Annotated in this window: 16 protein-coding genes, 1 pseudogene and 1 other annotated feature; of the genes and pseudogenes, 1 reads left to right on the top strand and 16 read right to left on the bottom strand. The window is 64.8% G+C overall.

The features are described from left to right. Positions 1–271, top strand: a pseudogene (locus A5634_RS28805) (esterase-like activity of phytase family protein); the annotation flags it as partial. Here A5634_RS28805 and A5634_RS28810 read toward each other — a convergent pair. The 16 genes from A5634_RS28810 to A5634_RS28460 all read right to left on the bottom strand — a co-directional run bounded on the left by A5634_RS28810 (position 229) and on the right by A5634_RS28460 (position 14,158). Then, positions 229–609 carry an Ig-like domain-containing protein gene (locus A5634_RS28810; protein WP_065146845.1) on the bottom strand — a complete coding sequence of 127 codons (381 nt, stop codon included), beginning with the start codon at positions 607–609 and terminating at the stop codon, positions 229–231. The pseudogene A5634_RS28805 and the gene A5634_RS28810 overlap by 43 nt on opposite strands. A gap of 51 nt (positions 610–660) precedes the next feature. Continuing rightward, positions 661–1,443, bottom strand: a complete 783-nt coding sequence (locus A5634_RS25675) for a hypothetical protein (protein WP_065146846.1) — start codon at positions 1,441–1,443, stop codon at positions 661–663. Positions 1,444–1,512: 69 nt separating this feature from the next. Continuing rightward, positions 1,513–1,986, bottom strand: a complete 474-nt coding sequence (locus A5634_RS25680; protein ID WP_081290661.1) for an MmpS family transport accessory protein — start codon at positions 1,984–1,986, stop codon at positions 1,513–1,515. 95 nt (positions 1,987–2,081) lie between these two features. After that, positions 2,082–2,405: an MmpS family transport accessory protein gene (locus tag A5634_RS28815; protein WP_172831791.1), complete on the bottom strand. Its 324-nt coding sequence runs from the start codon at positions 2,403–2,405 to the stop codon at positions 2,082–2,084. A 166-nt stretch (positions 2,406–2,571) separates the two neighbouring features. Then, positions 2,572–3,303 carry a hypothetical protein gene (locus tag A5634_RS25690; RefSeq protein ID WP_065146848.1) on the bottom strand — a complete coding sequence of 244 codons (732 nt, stop codon included), beginning with the start codon at positions 3,301–3,303 and terminating at the stop codon, positions 2,572–2,574. Continuing rightward, complete coding sequence (locus tag A5634_RS25695) at positions 3,300–4,262, bottom strand: vWA domain-containing protein (protein ID WP_065146849.1); 963 nt, start codon at positions 4,260–4,262, stop codon at positions 3,300–3,302. Before A5634_RS25695 ends, A5634_RS25690 begins: the two co-directional genes overlap by 4 nt. Beyond that, on the bottom strand, positions 4,259–5,242 hold the full coding sequence (locus tag A5634_RS25700; protein ID WP_065146850.1) for a hypothetical protein: 984 nt from the start codon (positions 5,240–5,242) through the stop codon (positions 4,259–4,261). Before A5634_RS25700 ends, A5634_RS25695 begins: the two co-directional genes overlap by 4 nt. Then, a complete protein-coding gene (locus tag A5634_RS25705) occupies positions 5,233–5,706 on the bottom strand; it encodes a hypothetical protein (protein ID WP_065146851.1) in 474 nt (157 codons plus the stop codon). Before A5634_RS25705 ends, A5634_RS25700 begins: the two co-directional genes overlap by 10 nt. Continuing rightward, complete coding sequence (locus A5634_RS25710; protein WP_065146852.1) at positions 5,696–6,574, bottom strand: DUF58 domain-containing protein; 879 nt, start codon at positions 6,572–6,574, stop codon at positions 5,696–5,698. Before A5634_RS25710 ends, A5634_RS25705 begins: the two co-directional genes overlap by 11 nt. A 14-nt stretch (positions 6,575–6,588) precedes the next feature. Next, a complete protein-coding gene (locus A5634_RS25715; RefSeq protein WP_065146853.1) occupies positions 6,589–7,590 on the bottom strand; it encodes an AAA family ATPase in 1,002 nt (333 codons plus the stop codon). 91 nt (positions 7,591–7,681) lie between these two features. Next, on the bottom strand, positions 7,682–9,961 hold the full coding sequence (locus tag A5634_RS25720) for a putative bifunctional diguanylate cyclase/phosphodiesterase (protein ID WP_065146854.1): 2,280 nt from the start codon (positions 9,959–9,961) through the stop codon (positions 7,682–7,684). A gap of 199 nt (positions 9,962–10,160) precedes the next feature. After that, on the bottom strand, positions 10,161–10,499 hold the full coding sequence (locus A5634_RS25725; RefSeq protein ID WP_065146855.1) for a hypothetical protein: 339 nt from the start codon (positions 10,497–10,499) through the stop codon (positions 10,161–10,163). Positions 10,500–10,762: 263 nt separating this feature from the next. Beyond that, entirely contained in the window at positions 10,763–10,807 is a 45-nt protein-coding gene (locus A5634_RS30195) for an excalibur calcium-binding domain-containing protein (protein WP_081290663.1), read from the bottom strand. Positions 10,808–10,846: 39 nt separating this feature from the next. Further along, positions 10,847–12,111, bottom strand: a protein-coding gene (locus A5634_RS25730) for an IS3 family transposase (RefSeq protein ID WP_155769735.1) whose coding sequence is annotated in 2 segments (ribosomal slippage) — positions 10,847–11,799 and positions 11,799–12,111 — 1,266 coding nt in all. Because the reading frame shifts where the segments join, the coding sequence is not laid out codon by codon here. Further along, positions 11,678–11,809, bottom strand: a sequence feature (AL1L pseudoknot). Its footprint overlaps the gene before it by 132 nt. 423 nt (positions 12,112–12,534) lie before the next feature. Next, complete coding sequence (locus A5634_RS30200) at positions 12,535–13,200, bottom strand: hypothetical protein (protein ID WP_367593472.1); 666 nt, start codon at positions 13,198–13,200, stop codon at positions 12,535–12,537. 463 nt (positions 13,201–13,663) lie between these two features. Beyond that, a complete protein-coding gene (locus A5634_RS28460; RefSeq protein WP_065146858.1) occupies positions 13,664–14,158 on the bottom strand; it encodes a hypothetical protein in 495 nt (164 codons plus the stop codon). Between the last annotated feature and the right edge of the window lie 134 nt (positions 14,159–14,292).

Here is a 14,292-nt window from a genome sequence, read left to right on the forward strand (position 1 = left end):
CACTGGAACCGACGAGTTCGACGTCACGGTCAGCCGGGCGGTCAAGGTCTACTCGGAGGATCAGCTTCCGTTGGCCACCATCGGAGGCGTCGGGATCAAGGCCAGCGCGCACGGGTCCGCGATTGCCGCGGTGCCAGGCAGCAGCGACGAAATCTATGGCCTCACCGATCGCGGCCCGAACGTCGACGGGCGGGCACCCAACGAAAAGGTATTGCCGCTACCGGACTTTCACCCGCATATTGCCAAGCTGAAACTGGCCAACGGAAGCTGATCCTCCGAGTAGACCTTGACCGCCCGGCTGACCGTGACGTCGAACTCGTCGGTTCCAGTGAACCCAGCGTCGGGGGTGTAGATCACCTCGCCGTCCGAGCCGTAGCTGACCTTGCCGTGCGCGGGCTTGCCGAACCCGACCGGTGTAATGCCGCCCGTGGCGGCCAACAGCCGGTCCGGGGTGAGGTTGAGTGGTTTTCCGGCCGCGGTGCTGAACTCAGCTTTTCCGGAGGACGAGTGCATCGAGGGCGACGCGCTGGACGCACAGCCGGTAACCGCCGCCAGCATCGTGCCGGCGGTGCACATCAGGGCGGCGATCGAACGGGTTGCGTCTGCCATCCACGTCACCCAATCAGGGCAAGTTGACGTGGGGGTGTACACCGGGCGCCGCTAATGCTTCTTGTCTCTCACCTTGTAGGTCGACGGCCAGGATTTGCGCGACTCGTCGCCGGTCAGCGGAGTTCCCATGCCTCCCACCTTGACGCTGTAGGCCTCTTTGCCGGGCCCGACCTCGCGGTTGGCGTGCTCCTGGGCCAGGTAGTACAGCTCGTCGATGGTGGCCTCGTCATAGGCCACGAAGGACGTTTCGCGGGCGACGTCGTCGATCCCCACGAGCATCCGTTCCGGCAGGAACCGCGACGCCAGGGCCGCGACCCCCAACAGCGAGAACGGGATGACCCAGTAGCAGACGAACGACAGCGGGGTCTTGGTGTCCAGGATCGTCGCGTTACCTTGCACCAGCGGCGGGATGGCCGACGAAATGGTCATGCCCGCGAAGGCGCCCACCCAGATCCAGGTCAGTGTCGTCGTGATCCGTCTGAACAGGTCGGTGTTGACCACGTCGGCGGGTTGTTCGGCGGCGGCAAACTCGCGCACGAACGGTTTGCCGATCAGCACGCCGACCAGCGCGACCAGGAATATGCCGGCGTTGCTCAGCGGCTGGATCCAACGTGCCATGAATTCGTCGCTGAGCGTGAACGTCAACACTGCCAGCACCACAAAGGTTGCGACGGCCCCGATTTCGAGGGTTCGCCCGGGCTTATTGGTGGCCCGCCCGACGGCGAAAACCGCGACAGCCATCAACAGCGCGATAGATACCGCGGTGCCGAACGGGACGTTACCGACCAGGACCCAGTAGACGATCCACGGCGCAAAGCCAAAAAGCATGCCCACGGAGGGTCAGTGTATTTGCGGGCAGGATCTGCCCGAGGTTCGGGCGGCAATGCCGGCCGGCCGCGAGCGCTATCTCCTGCTTCTCGTCGGCGATGGCCACTTGTTCCCGGTGCTGCCCAGACAGCTAACGATCATCTGCGTCGGGCCGCTTTGGGCCACCTCCTTGCCGTCCGCCAGCACTCGGCACGAAACCGTGGCACCCGACTGCAAGGTCGTGACCGTCAATGCGGCGAGCACGACCGTCGTCCCCAGGGTGACCTTCTTGCGCCATGGCAGCGAGACACCGTGCTCGGATTGGCTGTTGTCGCCGGGCGCGGTATAGGTGATGTCCGCCGAATTGGCTGTTCCCTCAACCTCATACGTGACATCGACGCCGCCGCTTCGCTTGGATCCGACGACGACGAAGATGGCAACCGCCACCACCACGACTACCAGCAGCAGGATGACGCCGCCGAGTACCCACGGCCACACGGGCCTCTTGGGAACCGGCGCAGGCGATCCGTAGGGCGGGGGCGGATAGCCAGGTGGCGGGTAGTTGTACATGGGACTTCCCGGGTCGCGTTGGTGCAGCTACCCGCCCATCACAGCAGATTTTCCGCTCGGTACTGGCTAAATCGAGCAGAAACAGGCGTGCCCGGTTACCGAGTGTAGATGCAGTGCGCCGAGCCGCCGACTGGCTGTTCGGCCACCACATGGCCACCGATCGAGATGCGGCATCCCGGGTTGGTGGAACCATTCCCGACGACCACGACCTGGAACATCGTGACATTGGGGCCGGCTTCGACGGTTCGGCTCCACGGCAACGTCGCGTTGTAAACGCGATCAATGGCCGGGTCGGTGTCGATGGTCAAGGCCTGGCCGGAGCCGAGCGCCTCGAACACCACCGTGTTGTCATCGGCATATGCCGACGGCGCGGTGAAGATGCCGGACAGTGCAGTGATTGCCAGTGCCGAAAAGGCCACTCGCGCGATGCTTTTCGCGTGCATCGAAATCCCCAATCCCATGGATAGTGATCGCCTCATGTTACGGACCGCGTGCGTTACGAGCTGGCGTTTTCCTGACCTGATGGCCCTTACCCGATGAGCCGCGAATTTAAACCTCTTCCGGCACGCTGATTTCTCCCCGGATTTACTCCCCCGGCGGCGCGGCACCGGCGGCATCCTCGAGCACCTGCAGCAACTTGTCGAGGGGATCGCCCTCGTCCGGGTCGAGCTGCCGGGCGGGGATCTGCCGGCCGTCGGGTGTGATTACCAGTGGCGGCGGCGCAGGTGGGGCCACGAGCGGTGGCGGCAGGGGTGGTGGCAATGCGGACGGTGGGGCGTTGAGCGCGGACCTCTTGGCCGCCAGCCGGTTCGCGGCGTCGTGTCGGATGGCCTGACGCTGTAAGTCCGGGTCGCTGTTGCCGGCGAAGCAGTCGCGCGGCGCGTCGTCGACGATAGACGCGGCACTGGCGTATCGCTCCTCGGCGCGGGACCGATCGCGGGCCGATGCGGCTTGATCACCCTGGGTTTCGCGGACCAGTTCGAGGTTGACCCGTACCGGGCAGGAGTGCGCGGCGTCGGTGTGGGCAAGGGCGGCAAGGAACTGAATGTCGGCGTCGTCGAGCCGGCCCTGCAGCACGGCGGCGACGCCCGCGGTGAACGGCGCCTTCGCTGGCTCTACCAGGTTCGCCACCCCGAGGATGGCCGCGTCCTCACGTAACGCGTTCCCGTTGCCGGTTTCAAAGGCCGTGACCGCCGAATTTCCCGCGACCACAACCGATATCAGCTTGATCGCGATCAGCAGCCCGACGACGGCCGGCAGTGCCGAGTAGATCAGCAGCCGCCGTCGCAGCTTCAGCCTGGCCGGTTTGACGCTCATGCCATGTCCCGTCGCGCGATGCGGCCGCGTCGGAACTCTCGAACCGAAAGATAGATCTCGCCCAACAGCAGTGCCGCCGCGAGCAGCGCCGGCACCCAGTACAACTCGGTCCGTTTCGCGGCTTCCGCCCGACGACCGCTCGGCGAGTCAGGCAGCTCCGGACGGAAGGCTTGAGCGGAATCGCGGTGCAGGTACGGTACGGCCAGCTGTCCCGCGACTTTTCGCAACTCCGCTTCGTTGATCGCATCGGCCAGACCGTAGCCAAGCACCGCTCCGCCGCTAACCGACCCGAACGGAAGCTGAAACTCACCTTGCGGGGCGCGGGAGCTCGGCGCCCCGGAACCGAAGTACAGCACCACGTTTCGCGAACCGGGATACTGCTGTGTCGCCTGCATCAGTTGATAGCGCAGCACGTTGCTCGCCGCGGCGGCATCGACGCTGGATTCGCCGTCCGGGCCGCTCTGGTAGGGGCGTAGAGCGGCGATAGTCGGGCGCAGACTCCAAACATCTTCAGACAGCGGCCAATCCAGTGCGGCACGCGAGGCGAAGGTGATCAGTGCGTACCGTGCGGCCGGGTATTGCTGGGTCAGCGCCGCAATGTCGGCGCGCATTCCGGTGATCCGAGATTGGCTAGAGCCGCCGGCGCCGAGGCCGAGGCCGTAGTCTTCAACCGCCGAGTCTGCCGAGCGGTCGACGATCAGGAAAACGTTGAGATGCTCGCCGGCTTTCGTTGTACCCCTGTGATTTTCGTCGTCGCGAAGACCCGGACGGGTAACCGCGACCAAAATCAGCAACACCACCATGGTCACGCCGCTCCAGCGCAGCACCGCGCGCAGTCGGCGTCCGGAACCGCGTCTCGCCGACCAGAGCACCTGCTGCAGGGACACCAGGCGTGCCAGGGTGAGCGCGCCGGCGACGACGGCCAGGATCGCCCAGGGCAGCAACGGTTCGAACGTCATCGGCGTAACACCAACAGCGCCACCGACAAAACCGCAGCCGATAGCAACGCGACCGCCAGCGGTATCACCGGGGCGTCCTCGAAGTCGGCCGTCACGGTGGTGCCGTCGGACAGTCGCGCGGACGGGGCGTTGGTCCGGATCTCTTTGATCGCCGTCGTCACCGGTCCTCGTCCGGGCGCGAGATATCGGCCCCCGGTCTGCTGAGCCAGCGCCAGGAGTGAACCGCTCGCGGGTGACGGCGCCGTGTCGATGACGTCAAGTTGTATGTCAGCGCGTATGGCTAAGTCCCGCACGCCGCCCGCGGTGAACAACGCGGCGCGCTGCTCGCTGGCCGCACGAAGATTAGACGGGCCGAGGTAGATCACCGAGCGACGTCGGGCGCTGTGCTCATCTGAGGGGAACCCTGAAATGCACAGTGCCAGAGTGTCATCCACGCTCGCGGCATAGTCGGTGTAGCGCACCGACGGCGCGAACGACGCGGACTGCGCCCGTTGCGCCCGCGCGTACTCCTGCAATCGCGCCGCGGCGTAGGAATGGTCGCGCGTCAACGGCACCAGCCGACGGTTGACCGAGGTCAGCCCGATCCGTCGGCTTTGGGGCGCGTCAACTATCTGCCGGGCGAAGTAGTCGAGCAGTTCGGTCGTAGCGGCGTCGGTCACCGGTTGTCCGACGCACAGCATGATGTCTTCGGGATGAGCGGCATCGAAACCCTGGTAGTCCTTGCTGCCGGTGATCGGCCGGGCAGCCGCCCACGTGGCGGCACCGAACATGATCGTCAACACCACCAACGTCACCACCGTGGACAGCGAACGGAGCCGGGCCATTTTCGCGTACTCCGGCAACCGGGTCAGCCGGGCGATGTTGGCCAGTGGACGCAGCCGCCGCCGGGCGGCGCTCATCGGCAGCAGGGCGGCCAGCACAACGGCCGCGACGAGGCAGGCCGCCCCGATCGCCGCTACCGGCCACCACCTCAAGTCCACGAGCGAATCAACTCCTGCGCCATGGGACTGACATCGGCGACGTCGACCGCTGTCTCGGCGTTGAACTGCCCATCGTGGAGCAGGGTCAGCAACGGTGCGGCCGCGGCGAGCCGCCCGTCGGCCAGGTCGCCGACATGTAGGTACTGGGCCCGTTCACCGGTTGCCTGGTGAAGAAAACTGCGCACCGTCCGGCTGATCGCCGCGCACGCTTGCGGGCCTGAGAGCTGCCCTGCCCTCTGTTCATCCGCGATGCGCCGCACCCGGCGGGTGAAGCGGTACCGAATCACCCCTGCGTGCAACCGCCGCACCACAGGGATGCGCCGCAACCGGTGTGACGGCAGCGTCCACACGAAAACGCTTGTGTACCAAACGATGACGGCGAGAAATAGCAGCACTGCCCACACCGACCACCAGGACGAGTAGGGCTGCGGACCGAATACGTGGCGCAGCAGGTCATCCGGCACGGCCGCTCACCTCGGTCAGGGTGACGAGCTTTCGCCGGATGTCGTCGCTGCCGGAGATTGTCGCGTGCGGGATCGCCCGAGCCGTGAGGAACGCATCGAGGCGGTCGCGACGGATCTGCTCGGCGCGGCGATACGCCGCGAGAACCCGCGGACCGAGGTCGGCCCCGTTGAGGACGAAACGACCTGTGGCGACGTCGTACCCGTCGGTGTTGTCAGGACCCACCGCGGGCATGTCCGACACCATCGCCCACAAGAGATCGTGGCGCCCACTCAGTCGGGTAAGGACCCCGCCGAGTCGGTCTACCCGACGCGGGTCGAGTTCGGGTTCGTCAGACACCACGACGATCAGCATCGTGTGCCGGTAATGGGTTGCGACGTAATCGAGTTGGGCGGTGATATCGCCGGGACCCGGATCGGTCATGGTATGGCGGTACCAGCGATGCAGCAGCCCCTCGACGTGCGTCTCGCCGCGACGCTGTGGGACGTTGACCGAGCCGCGACGGTCCCCGTAGACCATGCCGATCTGGTCGGAGCGTCGCAAGCCGATCAGCCCCACCGCGCCCATCACGTGCGCGGCGACGTCGCGCTTGTACTCCCCGCTGGGTGCGAGCGCCGACATATTGCGGCCGGCGTCGGCGACGAGCAGGATCTTGTGGTGCTTCTCGGAGACGAACCGTTTGATCAGCACGCTGCCTGACCGCGCCGAGGCCTTCCAGTCGATGTCGCGAACGTCGTCACCGGGAACGTAGGGGCGCAGGTCGTCGAATTCCAGGCTGCGGGTGTGCAACAGGGCGTAGCGCCCACCCTCGAGCAGACCGCGGGTGTCGGTGCCGAAGTGCGCTTTCGCGCGGTTGAGGTGCTTGCCCAAGATGACCGTCTGGCTCAGGGGACCCGGACGGCCCGCAGCACAGCGTCGATCACGGTCTCTGCGGTGACGTTGGCGCTGGCCGCTTCGAACCCGAGGATGAGGCGGTGCCGCAGTACCCGGTGCGCCAGGTTGGCGATGTCTTCGGGCAGCACATGGGCCCGGCCGGACAGCACCGCTTGCGCGCGTGCCGCCTTGCAGAACGCGATCGTGGCCCGAGGACTGGCACCGTACTCGACCAGACGCGCGACTTGCTTGGGCAGAGTTCGCGCAGGGTGGCGGGTCGCGTCGACCAGTTGGCTGGCATAAAGCATCAGCGTGCGGTCCATATACACCTGACGGACCACGCCCTGCAGGCGCAGGACGTCGTCGAGGCTGACCACCGGCGGGGTGGGTTGCGCCTTGTCGTAGACACCGGCGTCGATCCGCGACATCACTTCCACCTCCTCCTCCGGGGAGGGGTACCGCACAATCTCCTTCAATAGGAAGCGGTCGGTCTGCGCTTCAGACAGCGGGTAGGTGCCTTCCTGGTCCACGGGGTTTTGGGTGGCGATGACCAGGAACGGCTCGGCAATGGGATGCACTTGCCCGGCGATGGTGGCCTGCCGCTCCTCCATTGCCTCAAGCATCGCGCTCTGGGTTTTCGCACTCGACCGGTTGATCTCATCGAGCAACACGATGTTGGCGTGCACCGGACCGAGTTGGGTGACAAAAGAGTTGCTCGCCGAGTCGTAGATCTGTGTGCCGATGATGTCGCTGGGCAGCAGGTCCGGCGTGCACTGGATGCGCTGAAAGCGGCCGTGAACGGCCTCGGCGAGCACTTTGGCGGCGGTGGTCTTGGCCAGGCCCGGGACACTTTCGAGCAGGATGTGACCCCCGGCGAGCAGACCGATCAGCAGCGACTCCCGCAGGTCTTGCTGCCCAACGATTTTGGCCGCGAACGCCTGGGAAATCGCGTCCACGACGCGCCGAATGCTGTCCAGTTCGCGCTGATCCGGTTGCGTGCGTGCAGTAGTCATACGCCCGCATTTATACCCGGCACCAAAATTTCCACACTTACCTTCGCCGGGGCCCGATCGCCTAACCCCAGTTCAAGGCATGGAAAGGTGCTTACACGGCCCGCCAGAGCGGGCGCTTCGCCCGGGCGAACTGGCCGATGGGAGCGGGTTGTCCAAACAGGTGGCCCTGAGCGAGGTGGCATCCGGCGGCCCGAATGATGTCGAGCTGAGCCATCGACTCGATACCCTCGGCGATCACGCCGAAGCCCAGTTCGGCGCACAGCCCGATCACCGACCTATAGAGAGCCAAGTCGTGCACCGGGTCGGTGCCAACGGCCAGGCTGCGGTCTAATTTCACGATTTGCACCGGCAACGCGTGCAGGTAGGTCAATGAGTTGTATCCCGCTCCAAAATCATCGAGTGCCACCCGGGCACCGATTTCGTTGAGTCGATTGATCTGAGCTGCTGCGGCGACGAGGTCGACGATGGGTACCGTCTCGGTAATCTCCATCACGAGACGGCCCGGCGCGATTCGATGCCGCTGCAGTGTCCGCTTTACGTGCTCTTCGAAGTCGGCGTTGCCGAGGCGTGCCGCACCGATGTTGACGTGAATGTCGCTGTCCAATCCCGCGCTCTGGACTTCACAACACGCCAGCTCCAGCACCATGGCATCCAGTGCGGCGCCCAGTCCCGCGGCTTCGGCAGCGATGACGAATGTTTCCGGGGAAACGTGCATTCCGTTGGGTGCGGTCCACCTGGCCAGAGCCTCCACGGCCAGCAATGTTCCTTCCGGAACCCGCACGATCGGCTGGTAGACAAGACTGAATCCGGCAGGTATGCCGCCGTTGGCGGTGCGCAGCGCGGTCGGAAAGTCGGCACGCACTCCCGTCAGCGGTTGGTAGATCACCGCCGTGTCCTTGCCGAGTCGTTTGCTCGCATACATCGAGATGTCCGCTTGCCGCAGCAGGTCGTCAGATGTCTGAGGGCCGTCTTGGGCGTTCGGCCGTACCACGCCCAAACTCGCCCGGACACGTACCGAGGAGCCGTGAAGTGGGAACGGGTCTCTCAGAGCAACTTTCAGGCGATCACTGACCGTCCCCAGGTCCTCGACTTCTCCGTGGATCAGAATCGCGAACTCGTCCCCGCCGATACGGGCAAGCGTGTCGTCCTGGGCTACGCACCGCTTGAGTCGCTCACCAACCGCGCAGAGCAGTTCGTCGCCGGCTGCATGCCCGAACCGGTCGTTGATTTCTTTGAAGTCGTCGAGGTCGATGAAGATCAGCACGAAACCACCGACGCGCATCGCCTCGTCGAGACGTTGGGCGAACAGGACCCGGTTCGGCAGCCCGGTCAGCGCGTCATGATGTACCTGGTGTGCGAGTCGGCGTTGAGCCAGATACAGGCGTTGGGTGAGCAGCCGCTGCGCCCGCGTCGCGATCACCTGACGCATTGCCACCAACAGAACCATGAGCACCGTGATGCAAACCGCAAGCCCGTCCAGCGGCCGGCCGATAAGCACGTGAAACGCGAAAAGCACTGCGATTCCGAGGAATCCGATATACGGCATAATCAGCTGGGCCCAGTCGACGCCGTGGTCCAGGTGATCGGATTCGTCCCGCAGCGGATATTCAAGCATTGCGGAGGCGATCAGTACCGGGCCGAGAATCAACCCGATGCCGCCAATCAGTTGGCCGCGGTCGAGACCGACTGATTGAAAGTAGGCGATGACTCTGTCCGAGACCGCCATGAAAACCAGCCCGCCCGCCAGCAGCAAATAGTTCGTCCGGTACGGACGGTTCGGGTCATACACCATCGCGATCAGGACCACGGTGGCCACCAGGGCCACCTCCCCCAGCGCGAACACCACTTCGAAGACCGGATTACCCGACCGGGGCAGCGAGGCCGTCGAGCCCGCACCGTAGCCGCCCAGGGTCGCCAGAATCAGAAACGACAGACCCGCAACGACTCCGTCCAGGACACTGGTGAGCGGCGGGCGCCGCAGCAGCCCGCCCGTTCCGAACACCGTGCCGCCGGAGCGCACCAGCAAAATCACCGCCGGAAGCGCGATCACCGGCAGCAGCATGTCAGCGACCAGTCCGGGAACGGTCATGACACCGTCCGGCCCGGGCCCACTGGTCCACCAGAGCGCCTGACTGAACACCCATAGCCCCAGCGCCGCCGCGTAGAGCAGCCGCCACCACCGCGACATGCCGCGCACCCGTCGCGCAACCATAAGGGCGCAGACGATCGCCGCCAGGGAGGTGCACAGCTGAAGAAGTTTCTCGCCTCGATTGGCTGCCAGCTCGCCCCAAGGACCTATCGCGTTGATGACCGCCACTAGCGCCACCGCACAGAACACATAGAGCCGCGGTCGAGAGCGTACGGTCGACACCGATCTCCTTCCCCCTGCGACCGGCCCCTAGCTAGGTCTTGTTGTACGGCGGGGGCGACGACAGCTAATTGGCTTTAGCTATGGCGTCAATGCCCGATGTCAACACCATCGCGTTCCCGTGCCAGCGTTTCATCTATTACCGGAGCATCGCAATGACCTGGGACCTTCACCGCGTGGTACGCCCGATAGCCCGCTGAGGTCAGGGCGCGGCCGGGTCCCCGGGAGGGATCGCACCGTTACAACCGCCGGGCGGCGGCGGGCCCGGCATTGGTTCGTCACCGCTGACACAGTCGTAGTAGAACTGCGGGCCGGCCATCCAGGTTTTCATCCACTGGTGCCAATAGGACCCGTCGGGGTACTTTTCGCCGTCGCACACGGCCAAATTTCCCCAGCCCCATCGACCACCCGGGCAGAAGCCCTTCGTCATGTCGGGCTGATGCGGGTCGGGCGGATCGGCGCTGGCAACCGGCACAGAAAGCACCAACGCCGTCGCGCAACCCAATATCGCGGCGCCGTGGCGAGCGAGCTTGAAATTCATTTCAACTCCTTATGCTTTAGAGCCAGCATTGACGCCCATTTGGAAAGGGGCAACGCTCTTTTCGAAATCGGTTCGGCGCGCGTTGCGCAAGTTTACGACGTGGCAGATCGGGGATGTCAACACTTACGTTTCCGAAGGTCTCGTCATCAACGCACTTATGAATCGTTGCCGAACACCGTCGCATCCCCCACTCCGGCGGATGGACGAGAGTTGTTTCCTCAAGAGGGGCAACGGTTTTGCGACTTTGCATTCGGCGCGTGTTCCTATTCGCAGCCGATTCCATCACCGTTTCTATCCAGCTTGTAGATGTCGCGTCTGAATCGCCCTGGTTTGGCCGGAGGCTCGGGTTATTGGATTTCGACCAGGGGTTGGTCGTTCCGTTGGGCATCGTAGAACGCGGCTTCGAACTCGGCCGGCGGGAGGTCGCCGAGGTAGCCGTGTAGGCGGTTCGTGTTGTGCCAGTACGCCCAGCCCAGGGTGGCCAGTTCGACGTCCTCGACGGTCTTCCAGGGGCCGTTGCGGGCAGGTCCGTAGATCAGCTCGGCCTTGTAGTAGCCGTTCACCGTCTCCGCGAGAGCGTTATCGAAGCTGTCACCGATCGAGCCTATAGACGGGACCGCACCGATCTCGGCGAGGCGTTCGCCGTAGCGGATGGAGGTGAACTGCGATCCCGCATCGGAATGACATGTCAAGCCCGCCAACAGGTTTCCTCGTGACCAGCGGGCCATCTCGATCGCGTCGAGCACCATGGTGGTGCGCATGTGGGAGGCAACTCGCCAGCCGACGATCATCCGCGAGAACGCATCGACGATGAAACACACATAAGCGACGCCGGCCCAGGTCGGCACGAACGTCAGATCCATCACCCAGAGCTGGTTCGGCGCGGTCGCGGTGAACTTGCGCTGTACAAGATCGGGGTGGCGCGTGGCGGTGGGGTCCGCCGTGGTGGTGCGCACCCGTTTGCCGCGCCGTGCTCCACAGATGCCGGCGGCCCGCATCAACCGGGCCACCTGGTCGCGACCCACATCGTGCCCGTCCCGACGTGCTGCCTTCCACAGCTTGCGGGCCCCATAGACGCGGTAGTTATCCTCCCAGAGCTTCACCAGCGCTGGACCCAGCTCGGCGTCGCGTTGAGCGCGTGCCGACGGTGCACGGGTCTTGGTGTCGTAGTAGGTGCTTGGGGCCATCGATACCCCTGCTGATCGCAGGACGGTGCAGATGGGCTCGACCCCGAACTCCTGTCGGTGGGCGTCGACGAAGTCGACTATTTCTTGTGTTGGCGGTCGAGCTCCGCCCCGAAAAAACTTGCCGCACGTTTCAGTATTTCGTTGGCGCGCTTGAGTTCTCGGTTCTCCTGCTCAAGTTCCTTGATCCGGGCCGACTCCACGGTAGACACCCCGGGCGCATACCCGTCGTCGATGTCGGCCTGGCGCACCCAGGACCGCACCGACTCCACCCCGTAACCGAGCTGGCGGGCCACCCGTGAGACCGTGCCCTGCTCGGTACCCAACTCGGCACGCAGAGCGCGGACCATCCGCACCGCGGCCGCCTTCTCCTCCGGGTTATACCTGCGACTGGTCGGCTTCTTCCCCGACGACGATTCCGTGGGCATACCTGCATCCTCGTTTCCAAGGCCAGGAGTCTCGGGGATTTCCAGGGCGATTCACGTCCTACCACAGTTACCGGACCCGCAACATAAGCTGGGCCGTTGCCTCCACCGCCCGCACAGTCGACGTCACTGGCGATCGGGACACAGGCGCCTGAATAATTGGGGTCGCATCGAGAGTTTGGCTCCAGCGGCAGGGGTGCTACATAGGAGCGCACGGAATCCGCAGCCGATGTACCACCCGGATCCGCATGGGCCGAGGGGAGGACGGCGAGCCCTACCGTAAAGCTAATTGCCAGTACTGCCGACTTCGTCATGGTGGCAGATCGTAATAAACCGCTTCGGCTTTTCTGCCGAAATCGCTTAATCGCGACGGAGCCCTTTACGGCTAGGACTCCTGTGCAGCAGTTTTAGCAAGAGCCGTGCACATCACGCATTACTCGATTGTTTTGCGACGGTCACCAAGACGACCGAATCGTCGATTGCTTCGAGGCATTGCGGCGTTCGCGGGACGACGAGGTGGTCGCCGATGGTGCAGTCACAGCGACTGTTGCCGGTGAGGCGAACGTGTCCTTGCAGCACCTGCAGGATAGTCTCGCCGCGGCTGTCCTGATCTGGGAGTGCAGTTCCGGCGGTGAGTGCGATTAGGTTCTGCCGCAACGCCTTCCGATGTCCACCGTAGAGGGTGTGGGTGCTGCGACCGGTCGCGGATTTGTGCGCCGCGGCGAGAAGTTCACCCGCTAGCGCGATCAGCGAATTCTTCTGCACCGCTGCGCCTTCCGTCGCAACTGAGTTGCGTCCGCGGTTACCGGGCGTGGCCAGTTGAGCCTGAACATCTTCGACGTAGTCGTCGTAAGCCGCCATCACGTCGTCGAGGTCGAGCTGTTCTGGCAGGTCGTCCGCATCTTGGCGCGTGGTCAGAAAGGCAATAGTCGCCGCGACCACGCGCGTCTCGTCGACATCCGCACCCGCGATGCGGGCGACGACGTCGGGGGTTGCTCGCACAAAGATCGTGACGCAATCCTCACCCAGCGGCACTTGGACACGGTAAGTGTGATCACCATCCGCATCGATGCGTAACTGCTCGACACTCACCGCGGTACACCACCACGGACAGCGGACGTGGGTCGGACCGGTTCGGGCTGGAAACCGAGGTGCGCGACACATTCACAGGGATGGATGTGACGCATCCGCGCGCCCTCGTAGATGTCATTGAAATCCACGCGGGGCTTGCCAATCACGTAGGTCATACTCCGCAGGTTACTACTGTTTTTACAAGTAGTAATTGTGTAAATTGCGGGCCCGGGACCCTGTCGTTTGGCACGGCTCCACTTACGGCTCTCTGAAATCAAGCCAGCGAGGTTGATTTACCGAAATCGTCTGGCGCCTAAGGGATCTGAAAGCACGGTGGGCATCTAGCCCAGAGATCGCCTGTTACTGGCCGACGGACAGCTTGCTCTGGACGGCGCGTACGCCAGCGCGTGTTTGGACACGGCGACACCACGTAACGACTCGCGCGCCCGCCTGTCCGAGCGACGGGTTTAGTGCCTGGGTTGTTTCAGAATGAACCGCCCGTCCCGCCGGCGCCACCCGCACCGCCCGGGCCACCGCTATCGCCGACCCCGTTGCCTCCGGGAGCGCCGCCGGCACCGTTACCGCCTGGCGCGGTACCCCCTACGTATATTCCGCTTCCGCCATTTCCGCCATTGCCGCCGTTACCGCCGCTTGCAGGCGGCGTCTGGAAGGCGCCCGGGCCACCATCGCCCCCGGTGCCGCCCTTGCCGCCATCGCCACCGGCAGCACCGAAGCCAGTCCCGCCGTTGCCGCCGTTGCCGCCCTTGCCTCCCTTGAAACTGGGTTGCAGTGCGTTTGCGCCGCCACCGCCGCTACCGCCGGTACCGCCGGCACCACCACCGACGGCGCCATCTCCGCCGCGGCCGCCGTTGCCGCCGTTGCCGGGGTTGCCGAGCTCGGTGGCGACTGTGCCGCCGAAGCCGCCACTTCCACCTTGTCCTCCCGAGCCGCCAACGCCTTTCGTGCCGCTCGCCCCCACAGTGGAACCAGCGCCTCCGGCGCCACCCACTCCGCCCAGACCGCCCGCTCCGCCCTGGCCGCCGTCACCAACTGCGCTGCCAGGCCTTCATAGAACGATCCGCTGCCGCCGATGCTGACCCGCTCGTTGCCCAG

It is taken from the genome of Mycobacterium asiaticum (assembly GCF_001673365.1).
In the GTDB taxonomy this organism is placed as follows: Bacteria; Actinomycetota; Actinomycetes; order Mycobacteriales; family Mycobacteriaceae; genus Mycobacterium; species Mycobacterium asiaticum_A.

Excerpts from the sequence above, each read along its gene's own strand:
- A5634_RS28810 (WP_065146845.1), bottom strand. The coding sequence starts at position 609 with ATGGCAGACGCAACCCGTTCGATCGCCGCCCTGATGTGCACCGCCGGC.
- A5634_RS25680 (WP_081290661.1), bottom strand. The coding sequence starts at position 1,986 with ATGTACAACTACCCGCCACCTGGCTATCCGCCCCCGCCCTACGGATCG.
- A5634_RS25690 (WP_065146848.1), bottom strand. The coding sequence starts at position 3,303 with ATGAGCGTCAAACCGGCCAGGCTGAAGCTGCGACGGCGGCTGCTGATC.
- A5634_RS25695 (WP_065146849.1), bottom strand. The coding sequence starts at position 4,262 with ATGACGTTCGAACCGTTGCTGCCCTGGGCGATCCTGGCCGTCGTCGCC.
- A5634_RS25715 (WP_065146853.1), bottom strand. The coding sequence starts at position 7,590 with ATGACTACTGCACGCACGCAACCGGATCAGCGCGAACTGGACAGCATT.
- A5634_RS25725 (WP_065146855.1), bottom strand. The coding sequence starts at position 10,499 with ATGAATTTCAAGCTCGCTCGCCACGGCGCCGCGATATTGGGTTGCGCG.